Origin of the sequence: Pseudomonas sp. DY-1 (genome assembly GCF_003626975.1) — a bacterium.
In the GTDB taxonomy this organism is placed as follows: Bacteria; Pseudomonadota; Gammaproteobacteria; order Pseudomonadales; family Pseudomonadaceae; genus Metapseudomonas.
The window spans coordinates 2494104-2511785 of record NZ_CP032616.1; the positions used below are offsets into that span (position 1 = coordinate 2494104).

General features: G+C 65.8%; 16 protein-coding genes. 5 read left to right on the forward strand and 11 right to left on the reverse strand.

Features of this window, described 5'->3' with window-relative positions; genetic code table 11:
- Entirely contained in the window at nt 1-1224 is a 1224-nt protein-coding gene (locus D6Z43_RS11850; RefSeq protein WP_120652317.1) for an SfnB family sulfur acquisition oxidoreductase, read from the reverse strand.
- A 509-nt stretch (nt 1225-1733) separates the two neighbouring features.
- On the opposite strand from D6Z43_RS11850, the gene D6Z43_RS11855 reads away from it, so the two are divergent.
- Nucleotides 1734-2900, forward strand: coding sequence for a CBS domain-containing protein (locus tag D6Z43_RS11855; RefSeq protein WP_120652319.1), 1167 nt, complete (start codon nt 1734-1736; stop codon nt 2898-2900).
- A 157-nt stretch (nt 2901-3057) separates the two neighbouring features.
- Here the strand turns inward: D6Z43_RS11855 and D6Z43_RS11860 are convergent, their stop codons facing one another.
- On the reverse strand, nt 3058-3918 hold the full coding sequence (locus D6Z43_RS11860) for a LysR family transcriptional regulator (protein WP_120652321.1): 861 nt from the start codon (nt 3916-3918) through the stop codon (nt 3058-3060).
- 76 nt (nt 3919-3994) lie between these two features.
- The gene (locus D6Z43_RS11865; RefSeq protein WP_120652323.1) at nt 3995-4963 is read right to left on the reverse strand and encodes a YafY family protein; all 969 of its coding nucleotides are present in this window, start codon (nt 4961-4963) and stop codon (nt 3995-3997) included.
- A gap of 128 nt (nt 4964-5091) precedes the next feature.
- Between D6Z43_RS11865 and D6Z43_RS11870 the strand changes: the two genes are divergently transcribed.
- The gene (locus tag D6Z43_RS11870; protein ID WP_120652325.1) at nt 5092-5799 is read left to right on the forward strand and encodes a glutathione S-transferase family protein; all 708 of its coding nucleotides are present in this window, start codon (nt 5092-5094) and stop codon (nt 5797-5799) included.
- Between the two features lie 58 nt (nt 5800-5857).
- Here the strand turns inward: D6Z43_RS11870 and D6Z43_RS11875 are convergent, their stop codons facing one another.
- The 5 genes from D6Z43_RS11875 to D6Z43_RS11895 all read right to left on the reverse strand — a co-directional run bounded on the left by D6Z43_RS11875 (nt 5858) and on the right by D6Z43_RS11895 (nt 9728).
- Nucleotides 5858-6301 carry a nuclear transport factor 2 family protein gene (locus tag D6Z43_RS11875; RefSeq protein ID WP_120652327.1) on the reverse strand — a complete coding sequence of 148 codons (444 nt, stop codon included), beginning with the start codon at nt 6299-6301 and terminating at the stop codon, nt 5858-5860.
- A 120-nt stretch (nt 6302-6421) separates the two neighbouring features.
- On the reverse strand, nt 6422-7645 hold the full coding sequence (locus D6Z43_RS11880) for an RNA polymerase sigma factor (RefSeq protein ID WP_120655244.1): 1224 nt from the start codon (nt 7643-7645) through the stop codon (nt 6422-6424).
- Nucleotides 7646-7676: 31 nt separating this feature from the next.
- Nucleotides 7677-8054, reverse strand: coding sequence for a YciI family protein (locus D6Z43_RS11885; protein ID WP_120652328.1), 378 nt, complete (start codon nt 8052-8054; stop codon nt 7677-7679).
- Nucleotides 8055-8244: 190 nt separating this feature from the next.
- Nucleotides 8245-8772: an SRPBCC family protein gene (locus D6Z43_RS11890; RefSeq protein WP_120652330.1), complete on the reverse strand. Its 528-nt coding sequence runs from the start codon at nt 8770-8772 to the stop codon at nt 8245-8247.
- Nucleotides 8773-8834: 62 nt separating this feature from the next.
- On the reverse strand, nt 8835-9728 hold the full coding sequence (locus tag D6Z43_RS11895; RefSeq protein WP_256660997.1) for a LysR family transcriptional regulator: 894 nt from the start codon (nt 9726-9728) through the stop codon (nt 8835-8837).
- Nucleotides 9729-9828: 100 nt separating this feature from the next.
- On the opposite strand from D6Z43_RS11895, the gene D6Z43_RS11900 reads away from it, so the two are divergent.
- Nucleotides 9829-10527 carry a CTP synthase gene (locus tag D6Z43_RS11900; RefSeq protein ID WP_120652332.1) on the forward strand — a complete coding sequence of 233 codons (699 nt, stop codon included), beginning with the start codon at nt 9829-9831 and terminating at the stop codon, nt 10525-10527.
- A complete protein-coding gene (locus D6Z43_RS11905) occupies nt 10524-10844 on the forward strand; it encodes an antibiotic biosynthesis monooxygenase (RefSeq protein WP_120652334.1) in 321 nt (106 codons plus the stop codon). Before D6Z43_RS11900 ends, D6Z43_RS11905 begins: the two co-directional genes overlap by 4 nt.
- 20 nt (nt 10845-10864) lie before the next feature.
- On the opposite strand, the gene D6Z43_RS11910 is transcribed toward D6Z43_RS11905, so the two are convergent.
- From D6Z43_RS11910 to ptsP, 3 genes are read right to left on the reverse strand one after another with little or no spacing between them, the layout of a single operon-like run.
- On the reverse strand, nt 10865-12610 hold the full coding sequence (locus D6Z43_RS11910) for a PTS fructose-like transporter subunit IIB (protein ID WP_120652336.1): 1746 nt from the start codon (nt 12608-12610) through the stop codon (nt 10865-10867).
- On the reverse strand, nt 12607-13563 hold the full coding sequence (gene pfkB, locus D6Z43_RS11915; protein WP_120652337.1) for a 1-phosphofructokinase: 957 nt from the start codon (nt 13561-13563) through the stop codon (nt 12607-12609). The genes D6Z43_RS11910 and pfkB overlap by 4 nt, the downstream gene beginning before the upstream one ends.
- Entirely contained in the window at nt 13563-16424 is a 2862-nt protein-coding gene (gene ptsP, locus D6Z43_RS11920; protein ID WP_120652339.1) for a phosphoenolpyruvate--protein phosphotransferase, read from the reverse strand. Before ptsP ends, pfkB begins: the two co-directional genes overlap by 1 nt.
- 203 nt (nt 16425-16627) lie before the next feature.
- On the opposite strand from ptsP, the gene cra reads away from it, so the two are divergent.
- The gene (gene cra / locus D6Z43_RS11925; protein WP_120652341.1) at nt 16628-17617 is read left to right on the forward strand and encodes a catabolite repressor/activator; all 990 of its coding nucleotides are present in this window, start codon (nt 16628-16630) and stop codon (nt 17615-17617) included.
- Nucleotides 17618-17682: the final 65 nt, after the last annotated feature.

A 17682-nucleotide genomic window follows, 5' to 3' on the forward strand; every position in this document is an offset into this window, starting at 1 on the left:
TCAGGACCAGTCGTGACGCGGAGGCTTCACGCCGTTGAGCAGCCAGTTACCCACTACGTGGTACTTCCAGCGCACCGGGTCGTGCAGGGTATGCACGCGGGCATTTCGCCAGTGGCGATCATGGTTGTAGCGCGCCAGGGTGGATCGAGTGCCACCCAACTCGAACAGCTTGTTGGAGGCTTCGATGGCGACTTCGGTGGTCAGCACCTTGGCCTTGGCCACGGCTACCGAGGCGGCGGCCACATTGTCCTCGTCCGGTGCCGGGCGAGCGGCATCCATTACCTTGCCGGCACGCTCCAGCAGCGCTTCGGCGGCTTCCAGGCGAATCCCCAGGTTGCCCACCTGGATGATGGTCAGCGGGTCATCGCTGGCCTTCTCCACACCGGCATCGATCCACGGGCGCGCATGCTCACGGACGAAGGCGATGGTGTCGCGCAGGGCCGCACGGGCGATCCCGGCATCGATGGCAGCGGTGGTGATCTGGGCGAACGGGCCGGCCAGCGTCGGGCTCTCGTAGGAACGGTAGGTGGGGAACAGGTTAGTCGCCGGCACCCGCAGGTCCTGGGCCAGCACCGTGCCGCTGGAGGTGTTGCGCTGACCGATGCTGGACCAGTCGTCGACTATCACCAGCCCGTCGCTGCCACGCGGGACGAAAGCCAGCTGGGCCTTGTCGTCTTCGTCCACGGCCAGCACCGCCAGCCAGTGGGCGTAGAGCGAGCCGGTGCAGTAGCCCTTGCGACCGTTGATGACATGGGCATCACCGTCACGGCGGATGCGGGTCTGGATGTCCTGGACGTTCTTGCCGCCGGTTTCCGACAGGGCATTGGCGAAGCGGTTGCCCTTCAACGCCAGGCCGAAGAAGAGGCGCTTCTGTTCATAGGTGCCCTGCAGGCGAATGTCTTCCAGCAGGCAGTAGTGGTTCTGCGGGATCTGCCCGAGAGACGCATCGGCGGCCGAGATGATGGCGATCACCTCGGCCAGCGTGGCGTAGCTCACCTCGGCGCCGCCGAACACCTTGGGCACGGTAATGCCCCAGAGGCCGCTGTTGGAGAACACGTCCACGACTTCTGACGGAACCTGGCGAGTGCGATCGCGCTCGGCATCGCCCTCGAGCAGGAAGGCTGCAACGCGATGGGCCACTTCGATGGCTTGCGCATCGCTGCGAATGATCTGGGCGTCGGGGATACCAATGAGGTACTGGGCGGAAATCGGGGATTGCGACATGGGGCTCTCTGCACTGCTGTTTCGCCGCGAACAGTCGCGACCTTGCTTGCAGAGGGATAAAGCAGCACCCGTGCCAGTTCTGTTTTTATTTATAAATCAACGAGTTAGTAATTTCAGCAAACAGCCAATCCTGAATTAAGCAGGCAACTTGCTGCTCAGGTGTTGCTGGAGCAACACCTGGGAAGGGAAGAAAGAATCAGGAATTCATCTCCAGGTCCCAGTGCTTTAGTGCACTTTTTTTGCACTACACAAGCAATAACATTCATTAGTCTTCTATTTTTTCACCCCTTAGCATGCCCCCATCCCCGACGCCCGGCCCGGTGTGGCCTGCGCAAGCAGGCTCCCGAGGAACCGTGCGCGAGAGAAAACATTTCCATATCCAGGGATGGAGCTTCCCACTCCGGTGGGATTGAGAGGACCAGGGGTCTGTACGAAAAGCCGCCCGGCTCCGGCACTTTCCGTACAGCGCCTCCGGCCTCTCCCTTTATCAACTGCCTAGTGTCATGCCCATGCCCCAGAACCCATTGCGTCTCTGGCTGCAGCGACTGCTGCCGGACGCCAGTAATGCCCCTCCACGGGAGTGGCTGCGCGCTGCCATTGGTGGCTGCATCGCCGTCTTTCTCGCCGCGCTGGTTTGCAATCAGCTTTTCGGTACCGACCTGGCGTTGCGCCTGATCGCACCGTTCTCCGCCTCCGCGCTGCTGCTGTTTGCCGTCACCTCCAGTCCGGTTGCCCAGCCATGGCCAGTGGTCGCCGGCAATGTGCTGGCGGCAGCCATCGGCTTGCTGGTCAGCCACTGGGGCCTGCCCCCGCTGGCCGCCGCTGCAACCGCCTTCGGCCTGGCCCTGGTGGGTATGCAGGCGCTGCGTTGTCTGCATCCCCCCAGCTGCGCCATCGCCCTGGGGGCCGCGCTCGGTGGACCAGTCTTCTCCGCGCTCGGCTGGCATCTGCTGTTGCCCGTACTGTTGGGGTCGCTGGTACTGGTGAACACCGCACTGCTGTTCAACAACCTCAGCGGCGTCCCCTACCCGCGCAAGGTCGCGCACCCTGCCAGCGGCCCGCACCTGACCGCCGACCCCTTGCCCGGCGAGCGCAATGGCATCGCCGAGGTTGATCTGGACCGCGCACTGGCTGAGTTCGGCAGCTTCGTCGACGTCACCCGCGATGATCTCCAGCGCCTGCTCCAGCTCGCCGAAAAGCACGCGCTGCGCCGCACCATGGGCGACCTGCGAGCGGCACGGATCATGTCCCGCGACCTGCGCACCATCGGCCCCGAGGCCCCAGTCAGCGAGGCCTGGCGCCTGCTTGACCAGCATCATCTGAAAGCCCTGCCGGTACTGGACGACAAGCAGCACCTGGTGGGCATCCTGACCCTCTCCGACCTGCTCGGCCACGCGGCCAGCACGGCACCCCGCAGCCTCGCCGAACGCTTCCGCGCCCGCCGCGAAGCGCCCGTGTCGCGGCTGATGAGCCGGCCGGTGCGCTGCGTGACCGTGGACACGCCGTTGGTGGAGTTGGTGTCGCTGCTTTCCGACCAGGGCCTGCATTGCCTGCCGGTGCTGGACGACAGTGGCCGCGTGGTCGGGATCATCAGCCAAAGCGACCTGATCGCTGCGCTCTACCGCAACTGGCTGCAGGACCTGCAACAGCAGCCGGTACTGCAGCTGGCGAGTTGAGTCCCGCACACACCTGTGGGAGCGATTTCAATCGCGAATGAATTCGCTCCCATAATCGCTGCCCAGCTCCGTAGGGTGCGCCGCGCGCACCAACAATCCCGTGCTGGAACACTGGTGCGCATGGCGCACCCTACGGATTGACCTTGGCGGGATCGGCTCAGATCGGGTCCCAGCGCCGGGACCAGTCGATGTCCTCGGTCACCACGTCGCGCAGCACGTCGATGGCCTGGCGCAGGGCCGGGGAATCCTTCTCGCGGGAGTAGACCAGGTAGGTGGGATAGGTGAATTCCGGCGCCTTCTCCACCCGTTCCAGCTCGCCATTCTCCAGGTGCCCCTGCACCACGCGGGCCCGGAAGTAGCCGGAACCGCCGCACTGGAGGATGTAGTGGAGCGCCAGCGGCCCGAGATTGGTGGACAGCACGGCGCTGGCCTTTTCCGGTAGCGCGGCGTCATGGCGCTGGCGGAATTCCTGGCCCCAGTCGTTGTAGATGTAGGGCTCGGGATTGGTCGTCGAACGCACCTGGATCAGCTTCTCTTCCAGCAGCAACTCCACTTGCAGGCCCGGCCAGTAATCCGGGCGGTAGACCAGCGCGGCATCCAGCAGGCCGCGCTGCAGTTGCTGTTGCAGGTGGCCCGCCTCACCGACTTCCGCACGGACCGCATGGGATGGCATGCGCTCGCGCAGGCGGATTACCCAACTGAGCACCAGCGGACTGCACAGGCTGACTTCGCCGCCCAGGTTGAGCACGTCGCGAAAACCCTCGGGCAGCGGCAAATCGCGCCTGGCAGCCTCCCATGTCTGCACCAGTTGGCTGGCATAGGCAACGAACACTTCGCCATCGGCGGTCAGCCGCGCCCCCGCGCGATTGCGCACGAAGAGCCGGCAATCCAGTTGCTGCTCGAGGTTGTGCACCCGCGCGGTGATTGTGGTCTGGGTGACGTGCAGGCGCTCGGCCGCGGCGACGAAACTGCCGGTACGAACGATCTCCAGGAAGGTGCGCGCCAGGTCGATATCCATGGGTGTGCTCGGTGCGGAAAGAATGGCCGAGTTTAACGGCTGACGAAGCGCCTCGCGTCGACTTGTGGGGGCGAGTTCATTCGCCAATGGGCGTCCCCGTCTCCACCAGCCTCAGCAACCGTAAGGCACTGGCGCGAACTTCCTCACGCAAGGCCTCAGGTTCGCGCACCTCGAAATCGCAAGGCAGCTTCATCAGCTGTCGGGCGAACCAGCTCATGCTGTCGGTGCGGGTACGCAACAGCACGCCCTCCTCCTGCGGCTCCAGCAGGCCCATACCGCTGCTTAGCTCCTCGGCGGCACGGGCAAGGTCGCACTTGAGCAGCACTTCGACCGCCGTCGAACGGGGCAGTTGGGCGATGCTTCCGGTGAGGAAGGCGGCGGCGTCGAAGTCATGCGGACGTTCGAAGCGGGCGTCCAGAAGCAGCAGAGCCTGCATCCGGTCCAGGCGAAAGCTGCGTAGATCCCGGCGCAGATGACAGTAGCCGCTCATGTACCAGCGCCCGGCGCGATAGACCAGGCCATACGGATCGGCCTCGCGCTCGCTGCTTTCGCCATCGCTGGCGCTGTAGGTGAAACGCACCCGCTGGCGCATCTGCGTAGCGGCCGCGAGATCCAGCAACCAGCGCTCACTGGCATTGGCGCGCGATCCCGGCAAGTCCAGGGTGGCGGCTTCGCCCAGGGCCCGCAGCCGTGGCTTGAGGTTGGCCGGCATCACCCGCTCCAGCTTTGCACGGGCGCTGGCCACCGCTGGCGCCGCCTGATCCAGACCAAGGTTCTGCACCGCCAGCAGACCGAGGGACAGGGCCAGGGTTTCCTCGTTGGTGAACATCATGGGTGGCAGTTTGAAACCGGCTACCAGACGGTAGCCACCATGGCGGCCACGCTCGGCGGTCAGGGGAATGCCGATTTCCTCGAGGGTGGCGATGTAGCGCCGAAGGGTGCGGCTATCCACCTCCAGTCGCCGGGCCAGTTCGCTGCCACTGAGCTGGCCGTGGGTCTGCAGCAGCTCGAGTACGGCGAGCACGCGGGTGGTTGGATTAGGCATGGCCAGGCTCCCTGAAAAAAGTTCCAGGCACGAAATTAATTAGGGCGGAATATAGCCTGATTCACTCCTAAGGTGGTTCCACGGCCGCTCAGCAAGGCCTTTCACCCCCCACTACAAGGAGCAAGACTATGGAACCCGTTCTCTTCTATGGCGTACCGCAAGGTTGTTCGTTCGGCTCGATCGTGGCCCTCGAGTGGCTCGGCCTGCCCTACCGCCTGTGCCGCGTGGAGATGCTGGAGCAGCCTTGGGACCCGCTGTTCGCCCGCATCAATCCGTTGAACAAGACACCCGCCCTCCTGACCGAAAGCGGTCAGCCGGTCAGTGAAAGCCTGGCCATCCTGCTCAGCCTTGCCGGTCGGAATCCGGGCAGCGAGCTGTGCCCGATCCAGGGCAGTCCGGAATACGACCGCCTGAGCCAGATGCTGGCCTACCTGGTGACTGATTTCTTCGGCTCGTTCGCACCGCTCTGGGCGGCCTACGAGATGGCCGATGGCGATGACACCACCAAGGCCGTGCTACGCAAGAAAGGCACTGCGGACGTGAGAGTGCAATGCGCTTATCTGGATGGCCTGCTGCAGGATCGGGACTGGCTGCTAGGTGAACAACGCAGCCTGGCGGACGCTTACTTCGCCGGTGTCAGCCGCTGGGTGGAGTACATGAAGCTGTTCGACCTTGGCCGGGAGTGCCCGCACCTGCAACGCTACCTGCTGAAGCTGAAGGCCGACCCGGCCATCACCTTCGCCCGCGCCATCGAAGACGGCGAGCCGGCGCTCAGCGATGGAGGCTTCAAGGGGCATGTGACGCTGGAGCAACTGGCGCCACGCCTGGCGGCCTGATCCACCCTCGCGGGAGCGAGCCTTCGCGAGCAGAGGTCGCTCCTGCGGGGGATGGCGGTCAGGGCTGCAGATCGAACAGTGCGTTGCCGCTTTCGATATCGAAGGGCGCAGAGAAGTGCTCGTGGACGATCTTCCACTGTCCGCCACGCTTGACATAGCACTGGGTGCCGCGCATCCAGCTGGTCTTCACTTCCCCGTCCTGCTCACCGCCGCAGCGCACCAGGCAGTGCAGGAAGGCGACATTGGCATCGGCCTGGATGGTCGGGTCGGCCGGTTCGAAGATGCCGTCGCCAGCACACATCTCCATGCAGTAACGCCAGTGCTGGCCGTAGTCCTGGAGTCCCTTGAACTGCAACTTGAGGATCGCGTCATAGGCGATCACGTCGTCCGCATAACAGGTCAGGATGGCGTCCACGTTCTTGGCGCGGGCGGCTTTCAGCCACTGGTTGAAGACTTCGTGGACTTCCAGCTCTGCGGTGGCCTTGAGGGTTTCGCTGCTCATGGTGCGTCTCCTTGGTTCCGAAAAGGGGTTCCGTCGGCGGTTTGCCGGTGGGTTCACCCTTGGTCGTGGGCCGCTGTCCGGCTTCGACAAAGCGCTCGCCGGGATCGACGAACGGTGACGTCACTCCTCCAGTTCATGCAGGCGCATCTCGATGAAGCGCCGCTCGGGTTCCTGGCGTACCAGCGCCAGTGCGTTCTGGTACGCCGCACGCGCCTCGGCCTTGCGTCCGAGACGACGGCAGAAGTCAGCGCGGGTGGTATGCGCCAGGTGGTAGTCGCTGAGCTCGCCGGCATCCAACAAGGCGTCCACCTCGGCAAGCCCCGCTTCGGGACCATCGCGCATCGCAATGGCCACGGCGCGATTGAGCGCCACTACCGGCGACTGGACCAGCCGTTGCAGCAAATCGTAGAGCCCGACGATCTGTCCCCAGTCCGTTTGCGCGGCGCTCGCCGCCTGGGCATGCACGGCGCTGATCGCGGCCTGTAGCACATAGACGCCGGCGCGCCGGCTGGCCAGGGCTTGCGTAACCAGGGCGAGGCCTTCGGCTATCTGCGCCCGGTCCCACAGGGAGCGATCCTGTTGATCCAGCAGGATCAGGTCGCCGTTGTCGGTGGCACGGGCGGAACGGCGCGAGTCGTGCAGCAGCATCAGCGCCAGCAGGCCCATCACTTCCGGGTCCGGCAGCAACTCCAGCAGCAGCCGCGCCAGCCGGATGGCTTCGGCCGAAAGATCGGTACGGGTCAGGGAGTCGCCGGAGGACGCCGAATAGCCCTCGTTGAACACCAGATAGACGACCCGCAGGACGTTATCCAGCCGCTCCGGCAACTCGGCCAGCGACGGCACCTGATAGGGAATGCGCGCGTCGCGGATCTTCGTCTTGGCGCGGACGATGCGCTGGGCAATGGTGGATGGCGTACTCAGGAAGGCGCGGGCGATTTCTTCGGTCTTCAGGTCACAGACTTCACGCAGGGTCAGCGGTACCTGGGCATCGGCGGGCAGTGCCGGGTGGCAGCAGGTGAAGATCAGCCGCAGACGGTCGTCCTCCACATCCTCGCCCTCCTCGAACTCACTGGCAGCCTCTTCAAGTTCGGCCAGCAGGTGACGCTTCGACGCGTCGAAGCGGGCACGCCGGCGCAGGCCGTCGATGGCCTTGAAGCGGCCGGCCGAAACCAGCCAGGCGCGCGGATTGGTCGGAATGCCGTCCCGCGGCCACTGCTGCACGGCGGCGATGAAGGCATCGTGCAGGGCTTCCTCGGCCAGGTCGAAATCCCCCAGCAGACGGATCAGCGTGGCGAGGACGCGGCGCGAGTCGCTGCGATAGATCGCCTCGACCCGCTTGTGCAGTTCGGCCTCGTCCATCAGGCCCCCCGTTGCATCAGGAAACGGCACCCAGGGTCGGCCGGACCTCGGGCTCGCGCACAGGTCGCACCTCGATGCAGCCCAGGCGTGCCGGCGGGATCTTCGCGGCGATCTGCAGCGCCTCGTTGAGGTCGCGCGCCTCGATCAGGTAGAAGCCGCCGAGCTGCTCCTTGGTTTCCGCGAAGGGGCCGTCGGTCATCGATACGCGACCGCCCTGCAGGCGCAGTGTGGTGGCGGTCCGTACCGACTCCAGCGCATTGGACGCCAGGTAGTGGCCGCTGGCGGCGAGTTGCTCGGTGTATTCCACGCACTCACTGGCGATCGCCTGGTAGTCGGCGTCGGTCAGGGTGGCGAGCTTGGCTTCTTCGATATAGATCAGGCACAGGTATTTCATGATGGGCTCCTCGGGTGGCTGCGGGGTACTGACACCCATTGGTCGTTCGGCGCCAACGGGAATCGACAGCGGCGCGAGAAAATGTCGTGGCGAATTCATTCGCGAATGAATTCGCCCCCACGGGGGAGGAATTGAGGATAGCTCTGCCTGGCCGCCCGGCCCGCTGACGAGCCGAGCGGTCCGTTTCAGGTTATTTCTCGGCGGCGGCCTTGAGGTTCACCAGGCCCTGGTCGAACTTGCTGCCGACCATGTCATCCATGTCGAAGAACACCTGCATCAGGCGATGGGTATAGGGCGAAGGCCCGTACATGGCCCAGGTGACCTGGGTGCCGCCGTGCTGCGGCCGCAACATGAATTCGGCGGTGTTGTGGGCTTCGAAGGGCATCTGGAAGTCCAGCTTGATCTCCACCTTCGAGGCCGGCTCGCTCTGGGTGATTTCCATGCGCCCGGTGCCCACCTCGTTGTTGCCCTGCCAGGCATACGCGGCGCCGACGCCTTCCTTCGGGCCGCTGTAGCTGCGCTTGAGTGCCGGGTCGAGCTTTTCCCAGGGCGACCAGGACGTCCATTGGCGCAAGTCGTTGATCAGCGGGAAGACCTTCTCCGGTGGCGCCGCGATGGTGGTCGTGCGTTCGATGCGGAAATGATCCGGGCTGATCGCGGCGTACCCCAGCACGCCGAGTAACGCGATGACGATGATGGCGAGTATGGCTTTGAACATAGCGCCCTCCCGGGGCTTGCAGGCAGGTGGACTGGCACTTGGGCAGCATTGCCAGAACAAGGTTAGCCGCTCTGCGCCGCGACGCCTGGCAGCCGGATGTGTCGCCCCAACTCTTCGAACAGGGTGATGACCGAACGCAGCGCACGACAGTCCGGCCGGGTCAGTAGCCAGAGCGCGCTGGTGCAGCCGGGCAGGTCGCCTTCGAGAACCGTGAGTCCCGCTTCGCCACGCACCAGGAATTCCGGCAGCGCCGCCACACCGAGGCCGGCACGCACCAGTTGCGCCACCGACAGCATGCTGTTGCAGCGATGCATGGGCTGCACGTCGGGGAAGCGCTGGCGACGCCAGACCAGGCTGGGATGGTTGGGCAGGAAATCGTCAGGGGCTATCCAGGCCATGCGCGTCGGATCGCGTTCGGGCCAGCGCGCCAGATATGCATCCGCCGCGCAGAGGACGTAGGGCACCGGGCCCAGGCAGCGGCCCACAAGGTGGCCGGGCGGAGAGGTGGTCAGGCGCAGGGCGATATCCGCGTCGCGGCGGCTGAGGTTGGCGAAGTCGTTGGAGGTGGTCAGCTCCAGTTCCAGCGCGGGATAAGCGGGCATGAAGTGCGCGAGTGCGGGCAACAGCAGCCCGTGGAGTACGGCGTCGGTGCAGGTCAGGCGCAGGGTGCCACTGACAGCCTCGCTACCCTGCTCCAGGCCCAATCGCGCCGCTTCCAGCGCCTTCTCCGCCAGCTCGGCCTGCTGTGCCAGCAGTTGCGCCGCCATGTTGGGGAGGTAACCGGCGCGGCTTTTCTCGAACAGCACGCTGCCGAGCGCCTGTTCCAGGCGCCGGAGGGCGCGGAATACCGTGGAGACATCCACCTTGAGCTGCTCAGCGGCCCGAGCCAGGGTGCCACCACGAACCAGCGCAAGGACCAGAGCCAGGTCGGCGTGGTCGATCTTGTATTGCGTCACTGCAATCCCACCTTGCCAAATCGCCAATATTGATTGCCTTTTCGCAACTATATAGTCGACCGGAGCGGGCGCAAGCCGCGCCTGGCAATGGAGGACAGAGATGAAGCAACTGCGCATCGGCCTGGTTGGCGACAGGGACGACAACATCACCGCACACCGCGCCATTCCCCACGCCCTTGAGCTCGCCGCACGGGCCACCGGGAAGAACGTGGAAGGCATCTGGTTGGCTACGGAACGCATTGGCCAGACTCGGCTCGACAGCTTCGATGGCCTCTGGTGCATTCCCGCCACTCCTTACCGCAGCACCGAAGGCGCTCTGCAAGCGATTACCCACGCGCGCCGCAACGCCCAGCCATTTCTCGGCACCTGCGGTGGCTTCCAGCACGCGCTGCTGGAGTACGCGCGCAATGTGCTGGGCTGGTCCGATGCCGAGCACGCCGAAGAAGTCCCCCATGCATCGCGCGCCGTCATCAGCCCACTTGCATGCGCCCTGCGGGATACCCTGGAGCGCGTGCGACTGACCCCCGGCTCGCGCGTGGCCGAAGCCTACGGCGCCGAGGATGCCTTCGAGGGCTACTTCTGCGGATATGGACTCAACCCGACTTTCCGCGAAGCCCTCACCCAAGGTCCGCTGCGCGTTTCCGCCCAGGACCCCGCCGGGGCCGTGCGCGCAGTGGAACTGGACGACCACCCGTTCTTCATCGCCACCCTCTTCCAGCCGGAACGTGCTGCGCTGATCGGCCGCCTGCCACCGCTGGTACACGCCTTCGTCAATGCCTGCCAGGAGAATGCCCGATGATTGCCCAGACGCCGGAGCCGCCCTACTACGCAGTGATTTTCACCTCGCTGCGCAGTGAGACCGAGCAGGACTACGCCGCCACCGCCGAGCGCATGCTGGAACTGGCCGGTGACCAGCCCGGTTTCCTTGGCGTGGAATCCGCCCGTGGTGCCGACGGGCTGGGGATAACCGTGTCCTACTGGCGCAGCGAAGAAGACATCCGCACCTGGCGTCTCCAGGCCGAGCACCGTGAGGCGCAGCGGCGTGGACGGGAAGAGTGGTACCGGGCATTCCGCACCCGCGTGGCCCACGTCGAGCGGGACTACGGCAAGGCCTGAGCGCGGTGCACGACCAGGGGTCAGGCCACGCGCTGCGACTCCAGCACCAGCTCCTGCTCGGCTCCACGCTTGAGCAGCGCGTAGATCACTCCGGTCACCAGACTGCCGGCGACTATCGCCAGCAGGTAAAGCATCGCGTGGTTGATCGCGTTGGGGATCAGCAGCACGAACAGGCCACCATGGGGTGCCATCAGCTTGCAGCCGAAGTACATGGACAACGCGCCGGTCAGGGCACCGCCGGCGATGCTGGCCGGGATCACTCGCAACGGGTCCTTGGCAGCGAAGGGAATGGCGCCTTCGGAGATGAAGCACAACCCCAGCACAAGCGCCGCCTTGCCAGCCTCGCGTTCGCCCTGGGCGAACTTGCGACGCATCAGCAGGGTGGCGATGCCCATGCCGATGGGCGGCACCATGCCGGCGGCCATGGTGGCGGCCATCGGCGCATAGCTTTGCGATGCCAGCAGCCCCACGGAAAACGCGTAGGCGGCCTTGTTGATCGGCCCCCCGAGGTCCACGCACATCATCCCGCCCAGCAGCAGGCCAAGGAGGATGGCGTTGGACGTACCCATGTTGTCGAGGAAGTGGGTAAGGCTGGCGAGCATTCCCGCCACAGGCTTGCCCACCACGTAGATCATCACCAGGCCGGTGAACAGGCTGGCGAGCAACGGGATGATCAGGATCGGCTTCAGCGCCTCGACGCTCTGCGGCAGGTTCAGATGGCGATTGATCGCCCGCGCCGAGTAGCCCGCGAGAAAGCCCGCGACTATGCCGCCAATGAACCCGGCGCCGAGGATGCTGGCCAACAGGCCGCCGATCATGCCTGGCGCCAGGCCGGGACGGTCTGCAATGGAATAAGCGATGTAGCCGGCCAGCAGCGGCACCATCAGCTTGAAGGCCGCGTCGCCACCAATCTGCATCAGTGCGGCAGCGAGGCTGCCCTCCTCCTTGAACGCCTCGATGCCGAAGACGAAGGACAGGGCGATCAACAGCCCGCCCGCGACCACCATCGGCAGCATGTAGGAGACGCCGGTGAGCAAGTGCTTGTAGGCGCCCTTGGGTTCGGCCTTGGCCTTGCCTGCCTGGGCGTCAGTACCAGCCTTGGTGTCCAGCAACTGGCCTTCGCTCAGGGCACGCTTGAGGGTGGCTTCGGATTGCTTGAGGGCAACGCCGGTGCCGCAGCGAAAGACCTTCTTGCCGGCAAAGCGGGCTGTGTCCACTTCGATATCGGTAGCCAGCAGCACGGCGTCGGCGGCGGCGATGGCTTCGGGCGTCAGCGGATCACGGGCGCCTACCGAGCCCTGGGTTTCCACCTGGAGTTCGATGCCCAGGCGCTGCGCCGCCTGCTTCAGCGCTTCAGCCGCCATGAAGGTATGCGCCACACCGGTCGGGCAGGCGGTGACAGCGACGATGCGTGGCCGTGAACCCGCGACGGGAGCGGCAGTCGGTGCTTCGGCCGGCTGCTCCCGCGCATCGACGGCGGCGCGCAGAAGGAAGGACTCGCTGTCACGCAGGGCTTCGGCGGGGCTGGCGATGCACAGGCGCTTGCCGGTGAAGCGGGTCAGGTCCAGTGCACCGCTCTTGACTACCAGCACCCAGTCGGCGGCTTCCAGGGTAGCGGCCGACAACTGGTTTTCCGGGTGCTGCGGGTCGACGATTTCGACGCTGGTGCTCCAGCCCAGGCGCTGTGCGGCGGCGTCCAGCAGGCGCGCACAGAGCACGCTGGTAACCATGCCATTGGGGCAGGCAGTGACTATGGCGAGTTTCATCGGGACACCTCTTGTTGTTCTTCCAGCGCCCGGATCTCTACGGCGCCTTCGAGCTGTTGCAGTTGCGCGGCATCGCTGATGCCGAAGCCCACCTGGGTCACCGCCTGGGCGGCGATGGCGGTGGCGTGGCGCAGGGCGCGAGCGGCTGGCCAGTCCCAGAGCAGGCCGTGAACCATGCCGGCCAGCAGGGAATCGCCGGCACCCACGGTGCTGGCCACGCTGACCCTTGGCGGCTGGGCGTGCAGGGCGAAACCGGGGCCGAACCAGTTAACGCCGTCTGCGCCCTGGGAAATCACAATCTGCTCGATCCCCTGTGCCTGTAGCTGGCCAGCCTCTTCGCGTTGTGCCGCGATATCGGTCAGCGACCGGCCACAGAGTTCGCTCAGCTCTTCGGTGTTCGGCTTGATCAGCCAGGGCGAGGCCTGCAGGCCGGCACGCAAGGCTGCGCCGCTGGAATCCAGGGCCACTTTCAGGCCATGCCCCTTGAGCCGCGTGATCAGTTCGGCGAGAAAACACGGCGCCACACCTCGAGGCAGGCTGCCGGCCACCACGGCCAGATCATGCCCCGGCGCGACGGCATCCAGTCGCGACAGCAGCGCAGCCTGGGCGGAGGCATCCACCATCGGACCCGGGCCATTGATATCGGTGATGCGCCCGTCGGCTTCGGCCAACTTGATATTGCTGCGAGTTTCCCCCGGTACACGAACGAAGGCGTCGGAGAAACCACGCCGGGCGAACAACGCCTCGAAAGCTTCGGCGTTGTCCGCGCCGAGAAAGCCGGACACCGTCAGGTCGTGACCGAGGTCAGCCAGCACCTGGGCGACGTTCACGCCTTTACCGGCAGCATGGCTGGCTTGGGCCAGGCTGCGATTCACCCGGCCGGGTTCCAGGCGATCCAGGCGCAAGGTCAGGTCGAGGGCGGGGTTCAGGGTGATGCAGAGAATGCGAGCCATCAGAAACGCTCCGCCAGTTCGCGGACCGCCGCCGCGCTTTCCAGGGTCAGTGCACCTTCAGCCAGCTCACGGGCAGCACTCAGGTTGAACTCGCGCACCCGTGCCTTGACCTCGGCAATGCCACCCGTGGACAGGCTCAATTCATCCACGCCCAGCCCCACCAGCAGTGGCACCGCCAGCGGGTCGCCCGCCAGCTCGCCGCACACGCCCACCCATTTGCCCTGGGCGTGGGCTGCGCGCACCGTGAGGGCGATCAGTTGCAGCACTGCCGGGTGGAGGCCATCGGCCTGGGCGGAAAGCGTCGGGTGGCCACGGTCGATGGCGAGGCAGTACTGGGTCAGGTCGTTGGTGCCGATGCTGAAGAAGTCCACCTCGCGGGCCAGCACGGGGGCAATCAGAGCCGCGGACGGCACCTCGACCATGATCCCCAGTTGCAAGTCGGCCTGGGGAATCTCCGCGGCAACTTTCAGCGCCATGTCGCGGGCCTGACGCCATTCTTCGACCGTGCCGACCATGGGGAACATGATGCGCAGCGGCCGCCCTTCGCTGGCACGCATCAGCGCACGCAACTGGGTCTCCATCAGCTTCGGACGCTGCAGGGTCAGGCGCACCCCGCGCACGCCAAGGAAAGGGTTCTCCTCGTCCGGCACCGGCCAGTAAGGCAATGGCTTGTCACCACCGACATCCAGGGTACGGGCCACCAGCGGGCGGCCCTCGAGGGCGTCGAATACCCGGCGGTACTCCGCTTCCTGGGTGGCCAGGTCGGGCGCCTGCGGGTGAGCCATGAAGATGAACTCGGTGCGCAGCAGGCCGACGCCTTCCGCACCTTGCGCCACCGCCTTGGCGGCTCCCGCGCAGTCGCCCAGGTTGGCGCAGATTTCCACCCGGTGGCCATCGCGCGTCAGGGCCGGTTGCAGCTTGTCGGCATCGGCCAGTTGCAGGCGGCGCTGGCGCCCTTCCTGCTCCTGACGGGCCCGTTGCAGCTGTTCGGCATCGGGAGCAACGACCAGTCGGCCGCGCTGGCCGTCCAGCAGCAGCGGTGTAAGCGGTTCCAGCAGCAGCACACCGGCTCCGGCCCCAACCAGTGCGGGAATGCCCAGGGCACGGGCGACGATGGCGCTGTGGGAAGTGGCACCGCCACGGGCGGTGAGGATGCCAGCCACGCGGTCGCGGTCAAGGCGCGCAACGTCGGAAGGCGCCATCTCGTCCATCACCAGGACATAGGGCTCGTCCGGCTCGGAGGCCGCCTCCACGCCACAGAGCTGGGCCAGCACGCGGCGGCCGATATCCCGCAGGTCGGCGGCACGCTCGGCCAGCAGCGCATCGTGCAGGCTTTCCTGCTGGGCGGCGGCACCTTCCACCACCGCCAGCCAGGCAGCGGCTGCGCTTTCGCCCTGTTTCAGGCGGGCATCCACCTCGTCGCCCAGTTCCGGGTCGGTGAGCATTTCCAGATGGGTGATGAAGATTTCACGGATGGCTTTCGCCTCGCTGCGCAGCACCAGCGCCTCGATCTCGCCACGCACATGGCCGATGGCCTGTTGCAGGCGCGAGCGCTCGACGTCGGGGGACTCGCCACGCAGCGGATAGTCGAACTCCTTGTGCAGACGGATATGTGCAGGCCCAACGGCGATACCGGGGGCGGCGGGTACCGCGTGGAGCTGGCTGCCAGGCGTCGGGGCGGCGATGGGTTGCGCCTCCGCTTCGTCCTCCGGAGTGGCCTGCTCGCTGACCGGCAAGGGTTCGACCTCTTCGCCCAGACCCTGCTCGATGGCGGCTTTCAGCGCCGGCAAAGCGGCATCGGCGATAGCCGGTTCGGCAATGACCTCGATGAGCTGACCACGGCGGATGCCCAGGCTCAGGAGCTTGCTAAGGCTCTTGGCGGACACGGCGGCCGTGGCGCTGTCGGCAAGCCGCAGACGAATCTCGCCATCGAAGGTCTTGGCCAGTTGCGCCAGTTCCTTGGCCGGCCTCGCGTGCAGACCGTGAGCGTTGGCCAGGGGTAGACGCAGGCTCGGCCAGTCAGGCTGGATGTCTCCACCCAGGACCTCAAGTACCGCGCGACGTTGAGTGGCGCGGGCGAGCTCGCGGCCCCGCCCCTCGATCAACAGGGCGCATAGGCGTTCCAGCAGCGCCAGGTGGGCGTCGCCCAAGCTGGCCAGGCAGAACAGTCCGTTGAGGGGTTGGTCGAGAAGGCGCAGGGGTTTTTCCGGCGTCAGGTAGGCCAGGCCGGGACGCTGCACTGCCTGGTCGCTGTGCAGCCACCAGAGGCCCTCGCCCAGGGGCAGCGGTTCGCCCTGCAGCAACGCGGCGGCAAAGCTGCCGCCAACGCACTCGGCGCGACGCAACAGGCGAGCGCCTTGCAGCACCAGCTCGTCATAGTCTTCCACTGCCACGCCAAGGCCGATCAGTTGATCGTCCAGCGCCAGCTCCTGGGGAGCGCCCTGCAGCAGCTTGAGGATGTCTTCCGGGGTTTGCGCCTGTCGCAATTCGCTGCCGAGATCAGCTTCACCCAGGGCACGGGTGAGGATCTGCAGCAGGCGCAGGTGTTCATCGGATTTGGCGGCAATGCCGATGGCGAGGTAGACGATCTGTCCACCGCCCCAGTCGACCCCTTCGGGGAACTGCATCAGGCGCACGCCGGTGCTGAATACCAGCTCGCGGGTCTGCGGCGTGCCATGGGGAATGGCGATGCCCTGGCCAAGGAAGGTGGAGCCCTGGACCTCGCGAGCCTCGAGACCGGCGAGGTACCCCGCCGCCACCAGGCCATCGCCCTCAAGCAGCTCGGCGAGCATGCGCAACGCACCCGCCTTGTCCGCCGCGACCAGGCCCATGGAAATCTGCCCTGCGGTCAGTTCGAGCATCGCATCACCTCTTCGGGCCTTGCGCCCTTCTTATCGTTGTCACTTGCCATCAGCAGCGCCACCGAACGTCGGTTGGATCGGTCAAAGCGTAGACAGAGCGCTTGCTGAATCGTTTCACTAAACTGAGCTGGCACGTTACTCGATAATCTTCGATTCTTGAAGCCCGCCCGATGAAACACATCCGCATAACAGGAGTCGTGAACTTGAAACTCAGCGATATCGCCCGCCTGGCCGGTGTTTCGGTGACCACCGCCAGTTACGTGATCAACGGCAAGGCCGAGGAGAAGCGCATCAGCCCGGCCACCGTGGAGCGCGTGCAGGCGGTGGTGGATGAGCATGGTTTCAAGCCCAATCCCCAGGCCGCCGGCCTGCGCAGCCGACAGACGCGCACCCTGGGTTTCATCCTTCCAGACCTGGAAAACCCCAGCTACGCACGCCTGGCCAAGCTGCTCGAACAGGCCGCGCGGGCGCGGGGCTATCAGTTGCTGATCGCCAGTTCCGACGACGAGCCGGAAAGCGAGCGGCAGCTGCTCAAGCTGTTCCGCGCGCGGCGCTGCGATGCGCTGATAGTCGCCAGCTGCCTGCCGCCGGAAGACGACAGCCTCGCTCGTCTGCTGGACGAAGGATTGCCGGTGATCGCTGTCGACCGGGTGCGCGATCCGGCGCGCTTCTGTGCGGTGGTCAGCGACGACCGCCAGGCCAGCCTGCAGCTCACCCGCAGCCTTTTGAGCCCCGCTCCCCGCCGCGTCGCCCTGCTCGGTGCGCGGCCAGACCTGCCCATCAGCGCCGAACGCAGCGCGGGCTTCCATGACGCCTTGAAAGGGCTCAAGTGCGAAGTGCTGGAACTCCAGGGCGAAGACTTCAGTCGCGAGTGCGGCCAGCGCCTGATGGCCGACCTGCTCGGACAGGGCGAGTTGCCGGATGTGCTGATCACCACCGCCTACGTCCTGCTGGCAGGCGTGCTGGATGCCCTGCGCGAACACGGCGCCTGGCCGCAGGGGATGCGTGTGGGCACCTTCGGCGATACCCAGTTGCTGGACTTCCTGCCGCTACCGGTGAACTCCATGTACCAGCAGCACGAACTGATCGCCGAACAGGTCCTGGGGCTGGCCCTGGCGGCGGTTGAGCGGGACGTTTACGAGCCGGGCGTGCGCGGCGTAGCGCGGAAGTTGAAACAGAGGATTGCCCGGTAGGAGCGATCTTGCTCGCGAGAACTGCGCCGGAAGAGCTTCGCGGGCAAGCCCGCTCCTACAGAACC